Origin of the sequence: Pseudobutyrivibrio ruminis AD2017 (genome assembly GCF_000424305.1) — a bacterium.
Taxonomy (GTDB): Bacteria; Bacillota; Clostridia; order Lachnospirales; family Lachnospiraceae; genus Pseudobutyrivibrio; species Pseudobutyrivibrio ruminis_B.
Map to the genome: position 1 here is coordinate 420,322 of NZ_KE384162.1, position 17,816 is coordinate 438,137.

Annotated in this window: 19 protein-coding genes; all 19 read right to left on the reverse strand. The window is 38.5% G+C overall.

The window, feature by feature from the left end; genetic code table 11:
* Positions 1-12: 12 nt before the first annotated feature.
* A complete protein-coding gene (gene fliY, locus G611_RS0112205; RefSeq protein ID WP_028243866.1) occupies positions 13-1,200 on the reverse strand; it encodes a flagellar motor switch phosphatase FliY in 1,188 nt (395 codons plus the stop codon).
* A 1-nt stretch (position 1,201) separates the two neighbouring features.
* A complete protein-coding gene (gene fliM / locus G611_RS0112210) occupies positions 1,202-2,182 on the reverse strand; it encodes a flagellar motor switch protein FliM (RefSeq protein WP_028243867.1) in 981 nt (326 codons plus the stop codon).
* A gap of 35 nt (positions 2,183-2,217) precedes the next feature.
* Positions 2,218-2,745, reverse strand: coding sequence for a flagellar basal body-associated FliL family protein (locus G611_RS0112215; protein ID WP_028243868.1), 528 nt, complete (start codon positions 2,743-2,745; stop codon positions 2,218-2,220).
* 12 nt (positions 2,746-2,757) lie between these two features.
* On the reverse strand, positions 2,758-3,660 hold the full coding sequence (locus tag G611_RS0112220; protein WP_028243869.1) for an OmpA/MotB family protein: 903 nt from the start codon (positions 3,658-3,660) through the stop codon (positions 2,758-2,760).
* The gene (locus G611_RS0112225) at positions 3,660-4,457 is read right to left on the reverse strand and encodes a motility protein A (protein WP_028243870.1); all 798 of its coding nucleotides are present in this window, start codon (positions 4,455-4,457) and stop codon (positions 3,660-3,662) included. The genes G611_RS0112220 and G611_RS0112225 overlap by 1 nt, the downstream gene beginning before the upstream one ends.
* Positions 4,458-4,857: 400 nt before the next feature.
* Entirely contained in the window at positions 4,858-6,516 is a 1,659-nt protein-coding gene (locus G611_RS0112230; protein ID WP_028243871.1) for a flagellar hook protein FlgE, read from the reverse strand.
* Positions 6,517-6,606: 90 nt separating this feature from the next.
* Positions 6,607-7,008 carry a TIGR02530 family flagellar biosynthesis protein gene (locus G611_RS0112235; protein ID WP_028243872.1) on the reverse strand — a complete coding sequence of 134 codons (402 nt, stop codon included), beginning with the start codon at positions 7,006-7,008 and terminating at the stop codon, positions 6,607-6,609.
* 11 nt (positions 7,009-7,019) lie between these two features.
* Positions 7,020-7,787 (reverse strand): flagellar hook assembly protein FlgD, encoded by a 768-nt coding sequence (locus G611_RS14865; RefSeq protein ID WP_051195250.1) that lies wholly within the window; start codon positions 7,785-7,787, stop codon positions 7,020-7,022.
* Positions 7,788-7,804: 17 nt separating this feature from the next.
* Positions 7,805-9,265, reverse strand: a complete 1,461-nt coding sequence (locus G611_RS0112245; RefSeq protein ID WP_028243873.1) for a flagellar hook-length control protein FliK — start codon at positions 9,263-9,265, stop codon at positions 7,805-7,807.
* Between the two features lie 51 nt (positions 9,266-9,316).
* Positions 9,317-10,204 (reverse strand): MotE family protein, encoded by an 888-nt coding sequence (locus tag G611_RS0112250; RefSeq protein ID WP_028243874.1) that lies wholly within the window; start codon positions 10,202-10,204, stop codon positions 9,317-9,319.
* Positions 10,205-10,207: 3 nt separating this feature from the next.
* The gene (gene fliJ, locus G611_RS0112255; RefSeq protein WP_028243875.1) at positions 10,208-10,663 is read right to left on the reverse strand and encodes a flagellar export protein FliJ; all 456 of its coding nucleotides are present in this window, start codon (positions 10,661-10,663) and stop codon (positions 10,208-10,210) included.
* Between the two features lie 14 nt (positions 10,664-10,677).
* A complete protein-coding gene (gene fliI, locus G611_RS0112260) occupies positions 10,678-11,970 on the reverse strand; it encodes a flagellar protein export ATPase FliI (RefSeq protein ID WP_036949325.1) in 1,293 nt (430 codons plus the stop codon).
* A gap of 30 nt (positions 11,971-12,000) precedes the next feature.
* Positions 12,001-12,897, reverse strand: coding sequence for a FliH/SctL family protein (locus tag G611_RS15495; RefSeq protein WP_051195251.1), 897 nt, complete (start codon positions 12,895-12,897; stop codon positions 12,001-12,003).
* Positions 12,890-13,897 carry a flagellar motor switch protein FliG gene (gene fliG / locus G611_RS0112270; RefSeq protein WP_028243878.1) on the reverse strand — a complete coding sequence of 336 codons (1,008 nt, stop codon included), beginning with the start codon at positions 13,895-13,897 and terminating at the stop codon, positions 12,890-12,892. Before fliG ends, G611_RS15495 begins: the two co-directional genes overlap by 8 nt.
* Positions 13,898-13,900: 3 nt before the next feature.
* Positions 13,901-15,520 carry a flagellar M-ring protein FliF C-terminal domain-containing protein gene (locus tag G611_RS0112275; protein ID WP_028243879.1) on the reverse strand — a complete coding sequence of 540 codons (1,620 nt, stop codon included), beginning with the start codon at positions 15,518-15,520 and terminating at the stop codon, positions 13,901-13,903.
* A gap of 36 nt (positions 15,521-15,556) precedes the next feature.
* Complete coding sequence (fliE, locus tag G611_RS0112280; protein ID WP_028243880.1) at positions 15,557-15,862, reverse strand: flagellar hook-basal body complex protein FliE; 306 nt, start codon at positions 15,860-15,862, stop codon at positions 15,557-15,559.
* Positions 15,863-15,910: 48 nt separating this feature from the next.
* Complete coding sequence (gene flgC, locus G611_RS0112285; RefSeq protein WP_028243881.1) at positions 15,911-16,363, reverse strand: flagellar basal body rod protein FlgC; 453 nt, start codon at positions 16,361-16,363, stop codon at positions 15,911-15,913.
* A 25-nt stretch (positions 16,364-16,388) separates the two neighbouring features.
* Positions 16,389-16,787, reverse strand: a complete 399-nt coding sequence (flgB, locus tag G611_RS0112290; RefSeq protein ID WP_028243882.1) for a flagellar basal body rod protein FlgB — start codon at positions 16,785-16,787, stop codon at positions 16,389-16,391.
* Positions 16,788-17,031: 244 nt separating this feature from the next.
* Positions 17,032-17,808 carry a GTP-sensing pleiotropic transcriptional regulator CodY gene (codY, locus tag G611_RS0112295; RefSeq protein WP_028243883.1) on the reverse strand — a complete coding sequence of 259 codons (777 nt, stop codon included), beginning with the start codon at positions 17,806-17,808 and terminating at the stop codon, positions 17,032-17,034.
* Positions 17,809-17,816: the final 8 nt, after the last annotated feature.

A 17,816-nucleotide genomic window follows, 5' to 3' on the forward strand; every position in this document is an offset into this window, starting at 1 on the left:
TTAATATATTGTTTATTCTTTGATGATTTCTGTTATACGTACACCAAAAGACTCCTCGATTACTACGACTTCGCCTTTTGCCACGTACTTGCCGTTCACAAGTACATCTATTGGTTCACCGGCTATTTTATTAAGCTCGATGATGGTACCAGGTGCAAAATCCAAAATATCTTGGATTGTTTTATTGGTTCGACCTAATTCTACAGTTACCTCTAAAGGAACATCTAAGATTAAATCGATATTCTCCTGAGCGAACTGAGCTGCAAAACCCGGTCCAAATGGAGAAAACTGTGCCGGTTGTACATTTACCTGCTGCTGAGGAGGATACATGTACTGTGGCATCATCATTGGCTGTCCTTGTGGCATTTGTCCTGCCATAGCATTTGGGTCCATGCCAGGTGGAGCAGCTGCTGGTGGTGGTGGAGCCGCCGCTGCTTCTGGAGCAGGAGCTGCTGCCGGTGGTGGTGATTCAGCAACCCCGTCATCAACAGTTGATTTGGAGTCACTCTCCATATTATTTAGAACTGAATCACACATCTCCTTTGCCAGTGAAATTGGATACAACTGCATCATTTCACTATCTACAAGAGTGCCTATTTCCATTTTAAAAGCGATTCTTACGAAATTGCTTTTCAGGAATTCATCAATATCACCAGCATCAATTGTTGCAAGATCTGTAAGTGTTGCTGTTGGTGGTGAAATATCTACCATTTTATTGAGCATTGATGATAGTGAAGTTGCACTCGCACCCATCATCTGGTTCATGGCTTCTGATATAGCTGATAGGTGTAGATCTGAAATCTCACCGTCTATATTAGTGCCGTCGCCGCCCATCATAAGATCTGTGATGACTTTTACATCATCCTCCTTAAGTACAAGGATGTTTGAGCCATCTAGACCTTTGGTATAACCAATTCGAACTACAACGCAGGAATTATCATAATTAGATGCTAATTCGTCCCAATTAGTTTCAGTAACAACTGGTGTCGAAATTTCTACCTTCTGATTAACCAGTGAGAAAAGTGTAGTCGCCGCACTTCCCATGCTTATATTGGCAACTTCACCAATAGTATCTATCTCCTGTTCAGAAAGCTCTCCACCGCCGCCCCCTGAAGATTCCGGCTCAGCGGCTGGTGCATCGGGAATACCCCCGCTTAGTAGTGCATTAATCTCATCCTGTGATAATACACCGTCACCCATTCTACTGCTCCTCCCTTATGATTTGTGTCACCCTAACTGCGTAATCTTTACCTGATGCTCCTGGAAGGGCTTGGAACTTCTTTATGTCGCCCACGAAAACATCCAATTCTTGATCAACCTTTGTATCAAGTCTTACTATATCCCCAACCTGTAGTTGGGAGAAATCAGCTACTGTAATAGTGCTGTTTCCAAGTACCGCTGTAACTGGTATCTTAGCATGTGAAATGAGTCCTTCAACTGTTTCTGAATAATTCTCTCCTGCTTTCTCCTTTTGACTACTATACCAAAACTTTGTGTTTAATTTGTCCATAACTGGCTCTAAAGTAATAAAAGGTAAGCAAACATTCATAAGTCCTTCAACATCACCTATTTTGATATTAACCGTAACGATTGCTATCATTTCAGATGGTGATATAATCTGTGCGAATTGTGAGTTCGTTTCTATTCTTTCTAGTCTAGGATGTACGTCTAATACATTTTCCCATGGTTCTCTCAACAAATCAACACATGATGTCATGACTCTTTCTATAAGCAAAAGCTCTATTTCTGAAAAGTCTCTAATCTTATCAAGCGGTTCACCTTCACCACCTAGCATTCTATCTACCATTGCAAATCCAAGATTAGAAGCCATTTCTACAATTATATTTCCCTCTAGTGGAGAGAAGTCTACAACGCCAAGAAGTACAGGGTTTGAAAGAGAATTTGAAAACTCCATGTATGTAACAGCTTCGGAGTTCATTACCTCTACCTGTATATTCTTTCTAAGAAAAATCGGAAGGTTGGTGGAAAGCAATCTTCCATAATGCTCGAAGATAATCTCCATTGTACGAAGATGTTCCTTAGAAAACTTGGATGGTCTGGCAAAGTCATAGTTCTTTACAGGCTTTTCTTTATTATTTTTGATCTCATCTGCGTCTAATTCACCACTAGTTAAGGCATTAAGCAGATTATCTATTTCGTTTTGTGAAAGAACGTCACCCAAAGTTTTCTCACCACCTTATTGTCCCTAAATTTTGATTATTGGTAAGTAGCACTACTAAAGTTTACTCTAACTATGAATGCTGACTTAAACAATCCCTGGAGTGCTTCTAGGATTTCTTCCTTTACTGCATCCTCATTGTTTCTCATATCTTCAATTGTATGAGAAGCTATAACAGTTTTGATCGTATCGCATATGATGTTATCTGATGTATCAAGGTTTCCTGCTCCATCACCAAATGTAGCGTAATCTTCGTTTGTAGAATCAAGTGATAAGGAAATTCCAAGCACTGCGTAATGTAAGCTGCCATCACCATTATCCTTTAAGTTAATAGTCATGGTCTCACCTTTATTTACTGGGTAATCAACCATATCCGCAACATTTATAGAAAGTGAGCCTGCCGTATCCCCGGCTACCAAGTCCAAATCGATGGCTGAACAAACCTTTGTGATTAACTCATTAGCCTTTTGTGTTTCAGGTATGATTGTAATAGTAAGCACAGCTGTAAGAACAAGATTGACAACAACCAGTGCAAGTATAACTACCGTAATCAAATTCTTCTTCATAACATGCCTTTCTTATTCACCCAAATCTGATGAATATGAGTTGTATATTTTGATTTCAACACGTCTATTTCTTGCTCGTCCCTCTGCAGTACTGTTATCTGCTATTGGAACATATTGACCTCGACCAGCTGATTTGATATATGCCGGATTAAGGTTTGTTACCTGCCTTATTCTATCAGCTACATACAGCGCTCTGTACATTGAAAGTACATCGTTATTTGCGTATGTGTGAGATTTCATCGGAACATTATCTGTATGCCCTTCAATCTCAATGATATTGTTATCGTACTGACTAAGTATCTTAGATAAATTATCAACTATTGTCAGTGCATCCTCTGTAAGTTCTGCTTTACCTGAATCAAAAAGTAGAGCTCCGTTAATTGTAATCATTACGTAATTTGCATTGAACTCAACCTCTACCTGGTCCTGAAGACCATATTCAGAAAGCTTGTTTTCTATTTCTTCTGCAATAGATTCGCTTTCAGAAGCACCGGCTTCCTCTAAAGCTTCCTTGGCATCCTCTACAGAAACACCATTTGAAGTGTCTTCACCTTCATTTGTTGCAGAACCATCCTCTTCTTGTTCTCCCTCGTTTTGTTGGTCAGAAGCTCCTTCTTTTTCATACTGTTCATCATCACCATCATGAACACTATTGAAATAGTCATCAAACATTTCAAGCTGACTGATTCCCGAAGAAATCATTTGACCTTCACCTATTGAGGTACCGCCTGATGAAAAAATACTAAAACTAGACTGAATACTTGCTATTACTTCCTGAAATTTCTCCGTATCAGTACTACTCATAGAGAACAGTAATACGAAGAAGCAAAGTAACAGGTTCATCAAGTCTGAGAAGGTGGCCATCCAGGCAGGAGAACCAGCAGGAGCTTCCTCTTGCTTTGGCTTCTTTGCCATTAGCCTTCACCTCCTCCATCGCCTCCGCCGATACCTTCACGTGCTGAAGGTGGCAAGAATGATTTAAGTTTTTCTTCTATTACTCGTGGGTTTTCACCTGCTTGAATTGAAAGCAAGCCTTCCACTGTAATACTCTTAGACATTGTCTCTAATCCACTGTTAACACCAAGCTTATTTCCTATAGGGCCTGTAAGCCAGTTGGCAATTAGAGAACCATAAAGTGTTGTTAGTAAGGCAACGGCCATGTTAGGACCGATTGTAGATGCATCCTCAAGGTTCTTTAACATGTTAACCAGACCTACAAGGGTACCAATCATTCCCCAGGCTGGTCCCATTTCACCCCATTTAGACCAAAAGTTAATACAAACTTTATGTCTGGCTTCCATATTGTCTAGATCCGTTTCTAGAATTGCTCTAACTAATTCAGGATCTGTACCATCTACTACTAAGTTAATTCCTTTTTTTAGGAATTCATCATCTATACTATGTGCTGCCTCTTCAAGAGCTAATATACCTTCTTTTCTGGAAATATTGGCTAAATTAATGATTTGAGAAATACTGTCGGCTGGGCTGACAACCTTTGGTTCATTGATAGCTAATGTGATACTCTTCAAGCCACCAATAAAGTCTGGCATCTTATTACAGGCCAAGCAAGAAGACAAAGAACCACCAATTGTGATAATAACCGATGGAACGTCTATAAAGTTTGCCATGGCTGCGACACCACCGGATGAAACGATTCCGAAGATAACCATTACTACACCCAGTAACAAACCAGCTAAAGAAGCTATATCCAAAACTCTCACCACCCCGTAAAATTTTAGTGAAATCTAGCCAAATTATATGGAATTACGCGTTTTAACTTTTGTGTTTATTTTACTAGATTTAAGGTTTATTGTCTACTTTTATACATAAAATCCTCTCATATTATTGTGTTTTTTCCATGTCCTAACCACTAAATATAGAATTTTCACAAAATGTTTAGAATTTTTCTACACAATTATTCTACGCGGCTTCCAAGAACTACATGCTCCCGCAAGCCATCTCCCATTTCAGCCAAGGAAACTTCCCTAAAGGGCCCCTCCTTAGCTGAATGGGGCCCTCTTGCTCGCGCTTGCCTAGGTTGAGTAGCCGCTTACTATACATAAAAATAGCTAGGGCGCGTAGACGCCCTAGCGAGATTTAACCTAAACTACATTATCGTTTAAGATTTATAAGTTCCTCAAGCATTGTATCTGATACTGTGATGATACGTGAGTTAGCCTGGAAACCACGCTGTGTAGTAATCATATCTGTAAATTCAGCAGAAAGGTCTACGTTAGCCATTTCAAGCTGACCTGTGTTCATAGATGAACCATCAGCAGAAATATCCACACCTATTCCATCGAATTCACCAGAGTTAAGTGTTGTCTTGTAACAGTTGTTACCGATCTCTTCAAGACCTGATGCATTAGCAAACTGTGCAGCTGCAATCTGTCCCAAAAGAACTGTATTACCATTTGAGTAAGAGCCGAAGATTCTACCATCATTAGACACTGAAAGTCCTGTCATGGTACCAAGCTTCTTACCTTCACCACGCATAACTGTTCCATCAGGAACACCTCTGTTACCAACAGCTGTTGATGTACCGCCATTGTCATAAGCCATAAGCTGAGAAAAATCAATCTGTATATCTGACAAGGCTCTATTAATATCATCACCCTCTAATGGATTAGTTATACTTCTATTAGGTCCTAATAAAGATGTATGTAGAGTAATTGTCTTTTCACCTTCATTTCCAGCATAAATAAGGTGACCTTCTTTTGTGTGGAACTGAAGAGTAGATGCTGCAAATGTAATTACAAATTTAGCATCCGCACCACTACCTGTACATTGTACATCTGTTACAGCACTATCATCATCTAAACCGCAAACCTGCGCTAATGATACGTTTGTTCCATCTGCAGCATCAAAGGTTTTAGTCTTTGGATTATATGTATAATCTACACCATTATATCTGATTGTGTTAGCATTACCTGTTGACTCAACACCAGTACTTAATGGATATTCCTTTGTAAATGGAACAGTACTGTCACCACCAAAAATCTTATCCAAGGTATTGTCATCAGAAGCATTTAAATAATCAGTAAGAATATTTTTATTGTTTGTATCATAAACGCCAGTTAAATTAATTGTATATTTGCAAGTTGTTGGATCTTCTAGCTTGATTGCAAACTTAGCGGTGTAAGAATATCCCAAGTTATCATAAATGGTAAATGATCTGGCATAACCACTAGATGAACTAAACTGAGAATCATATTTATCAAGTACACCACTGAAGCTAGCCTCTGTTGTAGCCTCTGGTGGAGATGTAAGATTTGCAGGCTGCATAACTCTAAGAGGTGTTACTGTATTTTTATTAATAACAGAAGGATTCTGTGCGTCTACCTGCCAGCCCATTACAAGATAACCTGTTGTAGTCATAGCAAGGTTACCGTTACCATCAATGTAAAACGAACCAGCTCTTGTAAATACATTTTCAGTACCATTATTTACAACGAAAAAGTTTGTAGTATTTGTATCTGATAATCTTATATCAAGAGCATCACCGGTTGATTGAGCAGCACCTGATGATGTAATGGAAATCTTTGTGGCACCATTAGTAACACCAAGACCTATCTGCTTGGCATTAACACCACCACGTGTTTCTGTAGCTCCAGATGCCTGTGAAGTTGTCTGATACATAATATCAGAAAAAGTGGTTGAAGATGATTTGAACGCAACAGTGTTAACATTAGAGATGTTATTACCAATAACATCCATCTTTGTCTGGTGTGTCTTAAGACCAGCCACGCCAGAGAAAAGTGATCTCATCATAATGAATGACCTCCTCAAAGCATAGTGCAATTGAGGTAACTGTGTTGCCCCATCTGTCAGTCAGGGGCAATTAGCTTCCATAAGGTCCAGCTAAACAATTACAGCACCGTCAATATTTGTAAAAATGTTCTCTTCTGATTCAGTCTGATCCATAGCAGTTACAACTGTTTGATTAGGTACGTTTACAATAAATGCAAGTGTATCTACTAAAACAAGAGAATCAGTAATCCCCTTAGCCTGTGCCTTTTGAACACCCTCTTCTAATCTAAGAGACTGCTCTTCAGATAAAGTGATATTTCTATCATCAAGCCTTTGGGTTGCATGCTTGGAGAATTTTAGTTCAGAAGCACTTTCAAGCTTCTGTTTAAAAATATCCTCAAAGCTGGCACCGTTAAGATTGCCTAGAGGTCTAGCCTCAGCAGCTGGATTAAGATATGTTCCAGCAACCTGCTCTATGGAGGTAAAATTTGGATTAATGCTTATATTACTCATATATCCCTCTCCTAAGCTTCAACTTCCTCAACGGTTTCTTCCTTAGCTTCTTCTGCATCACCAGAAGTAGCCTCATTAGTATTATCGGCATCTTGAACTGCATTTTTTAGATTTGAATACTGTGTAATTGAATCAATATACTTTTGATATAGTTTATCAAAATCTTGTATAAAGCTTTGTGAACGTGGATAGTCACTTAATGCGTTAAAATAACCGATTGCTGTTTCAACAATTTCTCCATCCTTAACAGTAATCTGTTCTTTGCTAGGAAGCTTTTTCATTACATCTTCGAATAAGCTGGCTACATATTTAGCCATGTAGTAATCACCATCCACTACCGATGTAATCTTTGATTTCTCATAAAGCTCACCATTAACAGATACCATTAATCCCTTTTCGTCATCCTTCTGAACGAAGTCTACAAGACCGCTTATTTCTTTTCCATTAATGTTTAGTGTAACATAATTACCAACTAAGCTATTGCCTTCGATGTTTTCCATTCCAGCCTGTACATTTTGGATTGCTTCAATCTGTGTAAATGAAGCAAGCTGTGCAACGTATTGGCTATTATCTGTTGGTTGTAATGGATCCTGATATTGCATTTCAGCTACTAGAAGCTGTAAAAACATATCCTGATTATATTCGGTACTTTTTGCATCCTTCGTTTTCGATGTGGATGTAGTAGTATTACTTTTGGTAGCCTCCTGTGACGTTTCAGTCTTTTTATATTGACCATTAGTTACGCCACCAACAAGGTCTAGCTTTACTGCATCTGCCATTTAATTCCTCCTCCCCACTATGCCTTATAATCTAACGAGTTTCCGTTATCCTGCATCATCTGAGCTATCAATATCTCCTCATCAGACATTAATCCTGAAAGCGAATCTAAGCTGTTCAGATTAATTCCCCTTGTCTGCTTACGAGACTGATGTTCCTGCTCCTGACGCTCACGTTGATTTCTGGCATCTTCTTCAAGGTTTCTTTCAAATTCGTGAGTACCAACTGATACTTCAATTGAAGTAACCTTTGTAGAGCTATTGTTCATTTCAAGCTTAAGAGTTGCCATCTGGCTTTCTAAAGCCTGCTTCACTGCATCATTTTCAGTGAATATCTTTGCAGTGATTTCATCTCCTCTTTGTGTTACCTGCATGAAAATTTTTCCTAATCCTTCAGGATTTAATGTCATTTCCATGGTAGTTGATTCTGCATTAGTTAAAACCTTTGCCTGCTCAACCAACTGATTTACAATTTCTTCTGATGTAACTGTTTCTCCTGTTGGCAGTGAAACTATTTGTTTATCAACCGAGAACTGTACCTCAAATTTAGGTTCAGCAAAAACCACTCCTTCAGGTTTTATTTCAGGTTTCGTTTCAACCTTTGTAGCCTCTTTAACATCAAATTTAAATGTTTGCTTGTCATCCATTTCGTTATCAGATGATTTGTTTTCTTCATTTGAAATTTGAGGCTTAATAGGTGTTAGCTCTTCTGTAGAATCAGTGTTAGCAACTGAAGTTTCCTTTGAAACCTCAGCTTTTTCTTCATTCACTTCCATCTTTGGTTGAACACTGATTGTCTCATCAACGGCCTCCTCAAAAATAACAGTATCTTTACTTTCCGTTCCCTCTGTTATCTTTTCTGAAATCTGTGGTTCTGCCACTACTTCAGCCTCAGGTGTGAAAGAAGTAAAAATTTCCTTTAATTCTTCAAAGGATTTATTAGTTTCATTGAATAGCTGGTTTGAAATCTCATTTACAGTATCAAGAATTGTTTTAAATTCCTCACTCATCACCAAAGTGATAGAGTCGTTCTCGCCAGTAAGCTTTGCAACTACCTGAGATAGATTTTGAGGGTTAAACAAATCCATAACAGTAAATCCAAGAAATTCTAAGACCTTTTCAATGTCCTCTTCGGTAACACCAAGCTTTTCTTCAATGACTTCTTTAACTTCCTCAATTGCTTCTTCGATTTTAGAAACAGTCTCTGAAGTATCTTCCTTAACTTCAGGCTTGCTATCTACCATTTCCGGCTTCTTGTCAGTTGTAGTTGCAAGCTGCTTAGTCTGATTTGGTTCTATCAAATCCGGCTTAGTTTCTTTGACATTTGAAGAAGTAGCCATTGAATCGTCAGCATTTGTTCCTGCTAACTTCAAGGTCTTTTCGAATAGGGCGGCATTTTGTGGGCCAGTCTTAGTGGACTGCATCTCAACATTAATGCTCTTTACCTGCACCAGCAAATTCGAAACATTGCTACTTGTCATGCACTGTCCTCCTTTCTACATATTATGTTTTCAAGCTGCTATATAAGAATCCTAAGGCTCCATCATCTTTGTAATGATAGCTGCATTTTCTGTAGACATAGCTGAAATGATATCGGCTCTGGTTGCTGCATCCATAGAAGATAGAATCTCGCAAACCAAATCAAAATCATCAGTCATTGTATCAAAAATTGCGGCTGCATTCTTTGGCTTCATGCTAGAATAAACCTTTACATAGTCTTCGATTTCGGCATCCTTTTGAAGCTGCGAAACAACTTGTTTGTAAATTGCTTCAGCATTGTCAGGCTCAATGGACTCATAGTAACTCTTATATTCATTTATATCGGGTGCTTTATCCGAAAAAACAACCTCTTCATAAAATTTTTCTTTTTCCTCTTCAAATGCAGCCTCATTAGCTTTATACTCTGCAAGCTCTTGAGATGCAGCCTCTAATTCAGCAATATAATCACTATTTGCAGTGCCATCAGCTTTAAGCTGTTCTATCTCAACCTCCAGCTCTTTAATTCTAACGACAGCTTCTTCTACAGTTTTGTATGGAATTTCTTCCTCTTCCTCCTGTGGAATATATTCTTCGATACCAGGAAGAATTTGATTTACATATGGAACATCCTTTAAAAACGGGAATAAAACTGTAGAACCAAATCCACCAACGTCCATCTTTACTAAAAACGCAAAAATAACAAGCCAAATCAAAATGATAAGCAGTACAACAAAGGCCATAATAAGGCCTCCTACAACCCCCAGTCGTTCCTCGTCACCTGGATATACTTCACCATTTTTATGAGCTTCTTTTCTTGCTTCTTTTTCAGCTTTTTTTGCCTCTTTTTTGGCTTCCTTTTCTGCTTTTTTCGCAGCCTTCTTATCAGCCTTTGGATCTGCGGCCTCTTCAGTTGTTGCTTGTGTCTCTGTAACGTCTGCCATAACTTATCCTTCCTCTTTTTCTGAATTAAAATACAAATAACTAACTAGTTCATCAGTAACTTTACTTTCCTCGTAATCCATTTCATCTAAGAATTCTTCAAATGCATGCTCTCTAAGTTTTTCATGCATTTTTCTTTCCATCATGACCTCATTTAACTTCTTTCTGGCAAGCTCCATAGCTTTTTGAGCTTTTGACAGTTCTATCATCTGTTCTCTAAGAGCTACCTTTACAGAAGTAATTGCATTTTTACAAGTTTTAATATCTTTAATATTTATTTCCCCAACAGATAATTCCCTTAGCTGTCTTTCATATCCAGCCTGTTTAATCATTAACTCTCTAAGCTTTCTTTGTTCCTCATTAAACCTGGCTGTAGCCATACCAAAATTTGCTTTTTCCTGCTCTTCAATTTTTTGTTTCAAATCTAGGATGTTTTGCATCCTGTAAACAAATTTTGCCATAGGCTTCTCCTTGATTATTCATCAAAAATAGCTGTCATCTGACTGATGATATCATCAAATTCATATTTATCATGAGTTTGCTGCAAAAGGAACTCATTTACTGCATCTATCTTCTTAATAGCATAATCAATAGATTTGTTAGAACCGTTTTTGTAGGCTCCTATATTTATCAAATCCTCTGCCTCCTGATAGGTTGCAAGAACATTTTTAAGCTTTCCAGCGATGGCTTTATGTTCAGGAGTTGCCACTGCAGACATAACTCTGGAAATAGATTGAAGTACATCGATTGCTGGATAATGATTTTTCTGGGCAAGCTTTCTGTTTAGCATGATATGTCCGTCTAAAATCGAACGGGCTGTATCAGTAATAGGCTCATTAAAATCATCACCATCAACCAAAACTGTATATAATCCCGTAATAGAACCAACTGCCGAATTTCCGGCTCGTTCCAAAAGACGTGGCATTTCCGAATATACTGAAGGTGGATAGCCTCTAGTAACTGGCGGCTCACCCGAAGCTAGACCAATCTCACGCTGAGCCATAGAAAAACGGGTAAGAGAGTCCATCATAAGAAGTACATCCTTGCCTTGGTCTCTAAAATATTCAGCTATAGCTGTAGCTGTAAGTGCAGCCTTTTTTCTAATCAAAGCAGGCTTATCAGATGTAGCACAAACTACAACAGACCTTGCCATACCTTCAGGGCCCAAGTCATTTTCTACGAACTCTCTAACTTCACGACCACGCTCACCAATAAGCGCAATGACATTTATCTCAGCCTTAGTGTTTCTGGCAAACATACCCATAAGAGTAGATTTACCTACACCAGATCCTGCAAATATACCAATTCTTTGTCCCTTACCAACTGTGATAAGCCCGTCAACAGCCTTAACTCCAAGAGATAGTGGTTCTTTAATAATAACTCTTGCCATCGGATCTGGAGGATCTGCCTCAGCTGGATACTCAATAAGATTTTCGAACCCAGTCAAATCATCCACATCTGATGGCACGCCAAGTCCGTCAACAAGATGACCTAAAAGCTCATCTCCAACAGCAACCCCAAGAGGATGCCCGGTATTTTCCACCATGCATCCAACACCTATTCCCTCAACATTCTCATAAGGCATCAAAAGCAGACGTTTATCCTTAAATCCGACAACCTCTGCTTTTATTCTTTCCTGAGAACCTTCTACTATGATTTCACACAAATCACGTAGCTTTGCCTCAGGTCCAACTGATTCAATTGTAAGTCCAACTACTTTAACCACCTTGCCAAGAGATTTAAAATAATCTTTTTCAACAAGCTGCATCAAAGAATTCGCATCCAAATTATCTTCTCCTTAACTCAAGGCTCTTATTTGTCTAATAAGATTATCTAATTCAACATCAATACTACAATCAAATATTCCCCCATCTGTTTCAATGATGCATTGACTGTCATTTAAAAGAGGATCCGAAATAATATCTAGTCCAACCTCTGCCCCAACCTTTTCTTGAATTTCTTCCTTTTTACCTTTAATGAATTCAGCATTTGCCTCACTAACCTTAATTTGCATCTGGCCAGTGCGCTCAATCTTCATGATACAGTGGTCTAGAAGATGATATAAAACATCCTTTTTACCACTTAGCTCACAATTAAAAACATGTTCAAATACAGGAAGGCACATTTCTACAATTTCTCGTTCCATCTGAAGCTGCTTTTCCATGTAATCATTCTGGATACGGTCTACCTCGGTCTGCATTTGTTTTTGCGCATTCTGAAGCTCTACAGCAGCTCTTTGAGTGCCTTCATTATAGCCTGCCTTTTCACCATCCTGACGTGCAAGATTCTTCATTGCATCAGCATTAAGCTGTGCCGCAGAAATAATCTCATCTGCCTGAGAATTAGCATCTGCAATAATGCGTTCTGCTTCCTCTCTAGCCTCATTAAGGATTGCCTCAGTCTGCTCAGACATATCAATAGGCTCTTCTTGGGGTTCTGCAGAAATAGTATCTACAAGTCCTAAGAATTCGTCTACATCCATGCCCTCTGGTATTTGTTCACCAGACTCCTCCATAGCCGCAAGACGCCTCTGCCGCTCTTCCTCTAAAAGCTTCGCCTTATATTCTTCTTCCTGCTTTAGGATAAGTCGTTTGGCAAGTTCATTGGAATCAATAACCGCAGATTCCCTTTCGCCTTCCTCATCATAATTATCCGGTGCAACAGTAAAGCCATAAATGACGTTTTTACTAGACAACAAGTTCGTCTCCTCCACCTCTTGAAATTACAATTTCTGCGGAATCCTCAAGCTTTCTAATAATACCTACAATCTTCTGCTGAGCTTCCTCAACATCCTTCATACGTACAGGGCCCATGAATTCCATATCTTCCTTGATCATTGCTGCAAGACGAGAAGAAAGGTTTTTGAATATAGCTGCCTGAACCTCATCATTAGCTCCCTTAAGTGCAACTCCAAGATCTGAATTGTCGACATCTCGAAGTACACGCTGTATAGCTCTATCATCAAGAAGCAAGATATCCTCGAATACGAACATCTTCTTTCTGATTTCTTCTGCAAGCTCTGGCTCTTCGATTTCCAGAGATTCCATGATACGTTTTTCTGTACCACGGTCTACAGTATTAAGAATATTAACAACTGCATCTACACCACCAGCGATAGTGTAATCCTGATTGATAAGAGATGATAGCTTTCTTTCAAGAACTCGTTCAACCTCTTTGATAACCTCAGGTGATGTTCTATCCATCATGGCAATACGTTTTGCAACATCCGCCTGTTTTTCAGGTGGCAATGCGCCGATAATAAGTGATGCCTGCCCCGCCGACAGGTAAGACAAAATCATTGCAATTGTCTGTGGATGTTCCTCTTGTATAAAGTTAAGAACCTGGGAAGGCTCTGTTTTTCTAATAAATTCAAATGGTCTAACCTGCAAGCTTGCAGTAAGTTTGGTAATAACATCCTGCGCTCTGTCGTCGCCAAGAGCCTTTTCCAAAAGCTCCTTAGCATATCCGATACCGCCTTCTGCAATGTACTGCTGAGCAAGACACACCTGGTAGAATTCTTCAATAACTTCCTCCTTGAGCGCTGGAGAAATGCTTCTCGTATTCGCAATCTCAAGTGTAAGTTCCTCTATTTCCTCTTCCTTGAGATGTTTGAAAATCTGAGCGGATTTCTCTGGCCCAAGAGCAATTAAAAGTATAGCTGCTTTTTGTACGCCGTTTAAATCTTCAGTTGCCATAAATTATGCTCCCCAATCCTCGTTTAGCCAATTTCTCAAAAGCTGAGCAACAGCTTCTGGTTTCTCATCCACAAATTTTTCGATAAGGATACGAGCCTCTGATTTTTCTGTGTAGCCAATATCCTCTAATTCTTCTTCCTCCTCTTCCTGAGTAGAAGCAATCAAATCGTCAATGGTAAGCTCCTGTTCAACAGGTTCTTCCTCTGCCTCAGTCTTAAGACTTCTAAATACAACGAAGCCAAGCATTGCAAATATAAGAAGTGCAAGAACGATTTGAAGTATATCTGTTACTGAAATTCCAGGTCCCTCTGAATACTGGAACATTGGAATTTCATAAGCGACCACCTTAACACTTGCCACTGGAAATCCAGTAGCCTGAGCAACAACCTCTACAATATCATCAGTAACCTCCTGCTGAATTGGATCAGAATTTTCCTTTACAAACTCATCGAAGGTCTGTCCCAATTCATCTAAGGTGCCATCCTTTTCCATTTTATCCTGATTATATATTGCATAGGTCTTACATGTTACTGATATAGAAGAATCTTCCAAAACTCGCTTTCCCATTTCATCCTTATGAGTTGTGATTCTCTCATCTGGCAGATAATCCTTATAGAATTCTTCTGTAGATGTTTCTGTCTGATTATTATCCTCCATAACGTAAGTGGTATCATCATCATTTGTATCCGTTCCTGGTACACCACCTGCGCCATTTACTGAGTTAGAGCTGGAACCTGATTCACTATCTAGATAGCCTTCTGTTCTACCTTCATCTATTGAATAATCGTAATCAACATAGCTGTTTTCATCAAAGTTCATTGAAAGATTAACGCCAACAGAAATATCATCATAAAGATTAGTGCCATCTAAAACCTTGTGAACTCTTTCAGCTATTTCATTACTTGCTTTTTGTCTTACATCCTGATTGCCTTTCGCACTGGATAAGGATGTTGTCTCCTCATCTCCTGGGAAAAGCATATTACCTTCTGTATCCATAATGGAAATGTTATCAGTAGTATCATTTCCCAAAGTGCAGGCTACATATCTTGCTAGGCCTCTAGCTGTTTCTGCTGGCATTTCAGATGAAAGGGTCAATGTAATTGTAGCCCAGGATGGTTCTCTTTTTGCAATTAATGTTCCATCCTGCTCAGGAATATTTAGTATTACATCTGCATGCTCTATCATTGATTGAAGTTCTAGAGTCTTTTCGTACTTTTGCTCTAGAAACTCTTGATATTTCTTTTGCTTATCAGCCTCTGTGGTAGAAAAGCTTCCGTCAAAGACGTCCTTCATGGAATAGCCAGAGCTTGGAATATCATTAGAACCAAGGACGACATTCATCTGTCCATAGTCCTTATCAACAACGTAGAATGTAAAGCCGTCTTCACTGGTTTGATATTTAACGCCCTCACCTTCAAGCAATTCCTTAACCTGTGCGGCCTGTGCTCCATCCTCACACTGAATCAGTTCAACGTAATTCGGTCTTGTAATGACAACCGCTAAAATAATAAAAGACACAAGAACAACAGCAGTAATTGACACTATCAATACCTGCTGTCGCTTTGTGAACTTTCTCCACCATTCAAGTATTCGGTTTATGATTGCTTGGATTTGTTCTGGCATATTATCTCCCCTTTAAACTCATTAATAATACCTAAACTATATCTGCATTTGCATTATCTGCTGGTACGCTTCAAGTACCCTGTCTCTAACAGCAACAGTGTATTGGAGTGCAATATTTGCTTTTTGCTCCGCAATCATTAAATCGTGAGTGTTATCTGTCTCACCAAGAGAAAAAGCAATCTCCTCTTTATGAGCAGCTTGTATTTGTGAATTAGTATCATTCACCAAATTCATTACAGAATCAAGCATGCTCTGAAATCCTTTATCTGCATCCACCTTTACTTCAGCTGTGGATGTAACTGGCGTTGCGCCATATAATTCCTTAATAGCAGCAATATCCATTTAGCTCCTCCCCTGACCTTTATTTAAAATGACCCCTCCTTGATATAGTTACTGTCCAACCTGAATTCCTGTTGTTGCCATACTCTTTATAGCTTGGAAGGCTGTAACATTTGCTTCATAAGAACGACTGGCATCAATAAGGTTAGTCATTTCTGTAACCGTATTTACGTTAGGATATCTAACATATCCGTTTTCGTCAGCATCAGGATGGGAAGGATCATAAGCCATTATGAAATCCGTTTCGGTATCCTCAGAAACCTTGGTTACCTTAACACCATTTCCCATATAAGCCGCTGTGCTATCTTTAAGAATATGTTTAAATGATGGTACGCCTGCCTTTAACTGCTTTTCCTGAAATGTAACAATCTTTCTTCTGTATGGGCCACCGTTTTCAGTACGTGTAGTACTTACATTAGCAATATTTTCAGCAATAACATCCATTCTAAAGCGTTGTGCTGTCATTCCAGTAGCTGCAATATCAAAAGGTTGAAATAATCCCATAGCCTAACCTCCTAACTGAAGCTGATTACTTAGAAATCACCGACTTGAATCTATTAAATTCATTAGTGGTGCTGGTCATAAGTGCCTGGTACCTAATAGTCTCAGATGCAAGCTCTACGTTTTCGGTATCCATATCAACATTGTTACCATCTAATCTATATGAATAATTTTTGTAGTCTGTATATTCAATTCCTTCAACTTTATGTCCATCATCATCAAGCATGTTAACTGCACGCTCTAGAGATGTTTCACGAGTGCCCAGGAGTTCTTTTCTAAGGACGCTTTCGAACTCAATATCCTGCCTTTTATAGCCAGGAGTATCGTCATTAGCCATGTTGTTGAGTATTAAAGTCTGTCTCTGCCAACTAACATCAGCTGTATTATCTAGTGCATTTACAAAACCAAAAGCATCCGAAGTAATCATAAAATATACCTCCTAGATTAATTCTAATTATAAATAATATGTAAAAAAACACAAGGGATTTTTACATCATCTAGTACAACTTTCACAAACCAAATACAAGAATTAGTATTGAACATAAATATTAAAAAGATATTTATATATATATTATGCTATTTTTGTGTAAAAGTTATGAAAAATAACCGCTTTTTATAAATAAACAAAAAAGGACCTACTTCAAGTAAGTCCTTTTATTACACAAATCCGTTTATTTATTTTTCTTAATTTCATCAAGTTCATCAAATACAACATCATTTAACACCTTAATGTATGTACCCTTCATACCTGAAGAACGAGATTCGATAACTCCTGCTGACTCGAACTTGCGAAGAGCATTTACGATAACTGATCTTGTTATACCTACTCTATCGGCAATTTTTGATGCAACCAACACCCCTTCGGTACCATCTAATTCATCGAAGATGTGAATGATTGCTTCAAGCTCTGAGTATGAAAGTGTTGAAATAGCACTTTTAACTACCTGAAGCTTTCTGTTTTCCTCTGCAGACTCTTCGTTAACTGAACGCATCATTTCAAGACCAACAACTGTTGTACCATACTCAGTTAAGATAATATCGTCAATATCATACTGCTTGTCAAATCTATAAACAAATAATGTTCCAAGTCTTTCGCCTGCAATATCAATTGGAGCAATGATTGCTGAATACATATCTATATCAGATTTCTCAAAGCCAAGAGTCTTAAGATTAACATTTTCCTTTGTAGAAAGGATTGAAAGTAATCTTTCGTTTAAAAGAGGATCGATAAAACCACCAACCTCATCAACAATAAGCTCGCCGATTTCTGTTGTATTTGGAAGATGTGAAAGTCCAAGTACTTTACCCTTCTTTGAAATAACAAGTACTGATGAATCAAGGATTTCTGTAAGTACAGAACAGATATCATTGAATACCACCTTTGATGAATTGTTATTATGAAGAAGCTTTCCTATCTTTCTTGTCTTGTCTAATAACTGTACACTCATTTTAAACT

What these genes read in the sequence shown, in the direction of transcription:
- flgB (WP_028243882.1), bottom strand. Translation starts at nt 16,787, where the DNA reads ATGATTACTTCGGATGCTTTTGGTTTTGTAAATGCACTAGATAATACA.
- codY (WP_028243883.1), bottom strand. Translation starts at nt 17,808, where the DNA reads ATGAGTGTACAGTTATTAGACAAGACAAGAAAGATAGGAAAGCTTCTT.
- fliI (WP_036949325.1), bottom strand. Translation starts at nt 11,970, where the DNA reads ATGCAGCTTGTTGAAAAAGATTATTTTAAATCTCTTGGCAAGGTGGTT.
- fliE (WP_028243880.1), bottom strand. Translation starts at nt 15,862, where the DNA reads ATGGATATTGCTGCTATTAAGGAATTATATGGCGCAACGCCAGTTACA.
- fliJ (WP_028243875.1), bottom strand. Translation starts at nt 10,663, where the DNA reads ATGGCAAAATTTGTTTACAGGATGCAAAACATCCTAGATTTGAAACAA.
- G611_RS0112275 (WP_028243879.1), bottom strand. Translation starts at nt 15,520, where the DNA reads ATGCCAGAACAAATCCAAGCAATCATAAACCGAATACTTGAATGGTGG.
- G611_RS0112245 (WP_028243873.1), bottom strand. Translation starts at nt 9,265, where the DNA reads ATGACAAGTAGCAATGTTTCGAATTTGCTGGTGCAGGTAAAGAGCATT.
- G611_RS14865 (WP_051195250.1), bottom strand. Translation starts at nt 7,787, where the DNA reads ATGGCAGATGCAGTAAAGCTAGACCTTGTTGGTGGCGTAACTAATGGT.
- flgC (WP_028243881.1), bottom strand. Translation starts at nt 16,363, where the DNA reads ATGGGATTATTTCAACCTTTTGATATTGCAGCTACTGGAATGACAGCA.
- G611_RS0112220 (WP_028243869.1), bottom strand. Translation starts at nt 3,660, where the DNA reads ATGGCAAAGAAGCCAAAGCAAGAGGAAGCTCCTGCTGGTTCTCCTGCC.
- G611_RS0112230 (WP_028243871.1), bottom strand. Translation starts at nt 6,516, where the DNA reads ATGATGAGATCACTTTTCTCTGGCGTGGCTGGTCTTAAGACACACCAG.
- fliY (WP_028243866.1), bottom strand. Translation starts at nt 1,200, where the DNA reads ATGGGTGACGGTGTATTATCACAGGATGAGATTAATGCACTACTAAGC.
- G611_RS0112235 (WP_028243872.1), bottom strand. Translation starts at nt 7,008, where the DNA reads ATGAGTAATATAAGCATTAATCCAAATTTTACCTCCATAGAGCAGGTT.
- G611_RS0112215 (WP_028243868.1), bottom strand. Translation starts at nt 2,745, where the DNA reads ATGAAGAAGAATTTGATTACGGTAGTTATACTTGCACTGGTTGTTGTC.
- G611_RS0112250 (WP_028243874.1), bottom strand. Translation starts at nt 10,204, where the DNA reads ATGGCAGACGTTACAGAGACACAAGCAACAACTGAAGAGGCCGCAGAT.
- fliG (WP_028243878.1), bottom strand. Translation starts at nt 13,897, where the DNA reads ATGGCAACTGAAGATTTAAACGGCGTACAAAAAGCAGCTATACTTTTA.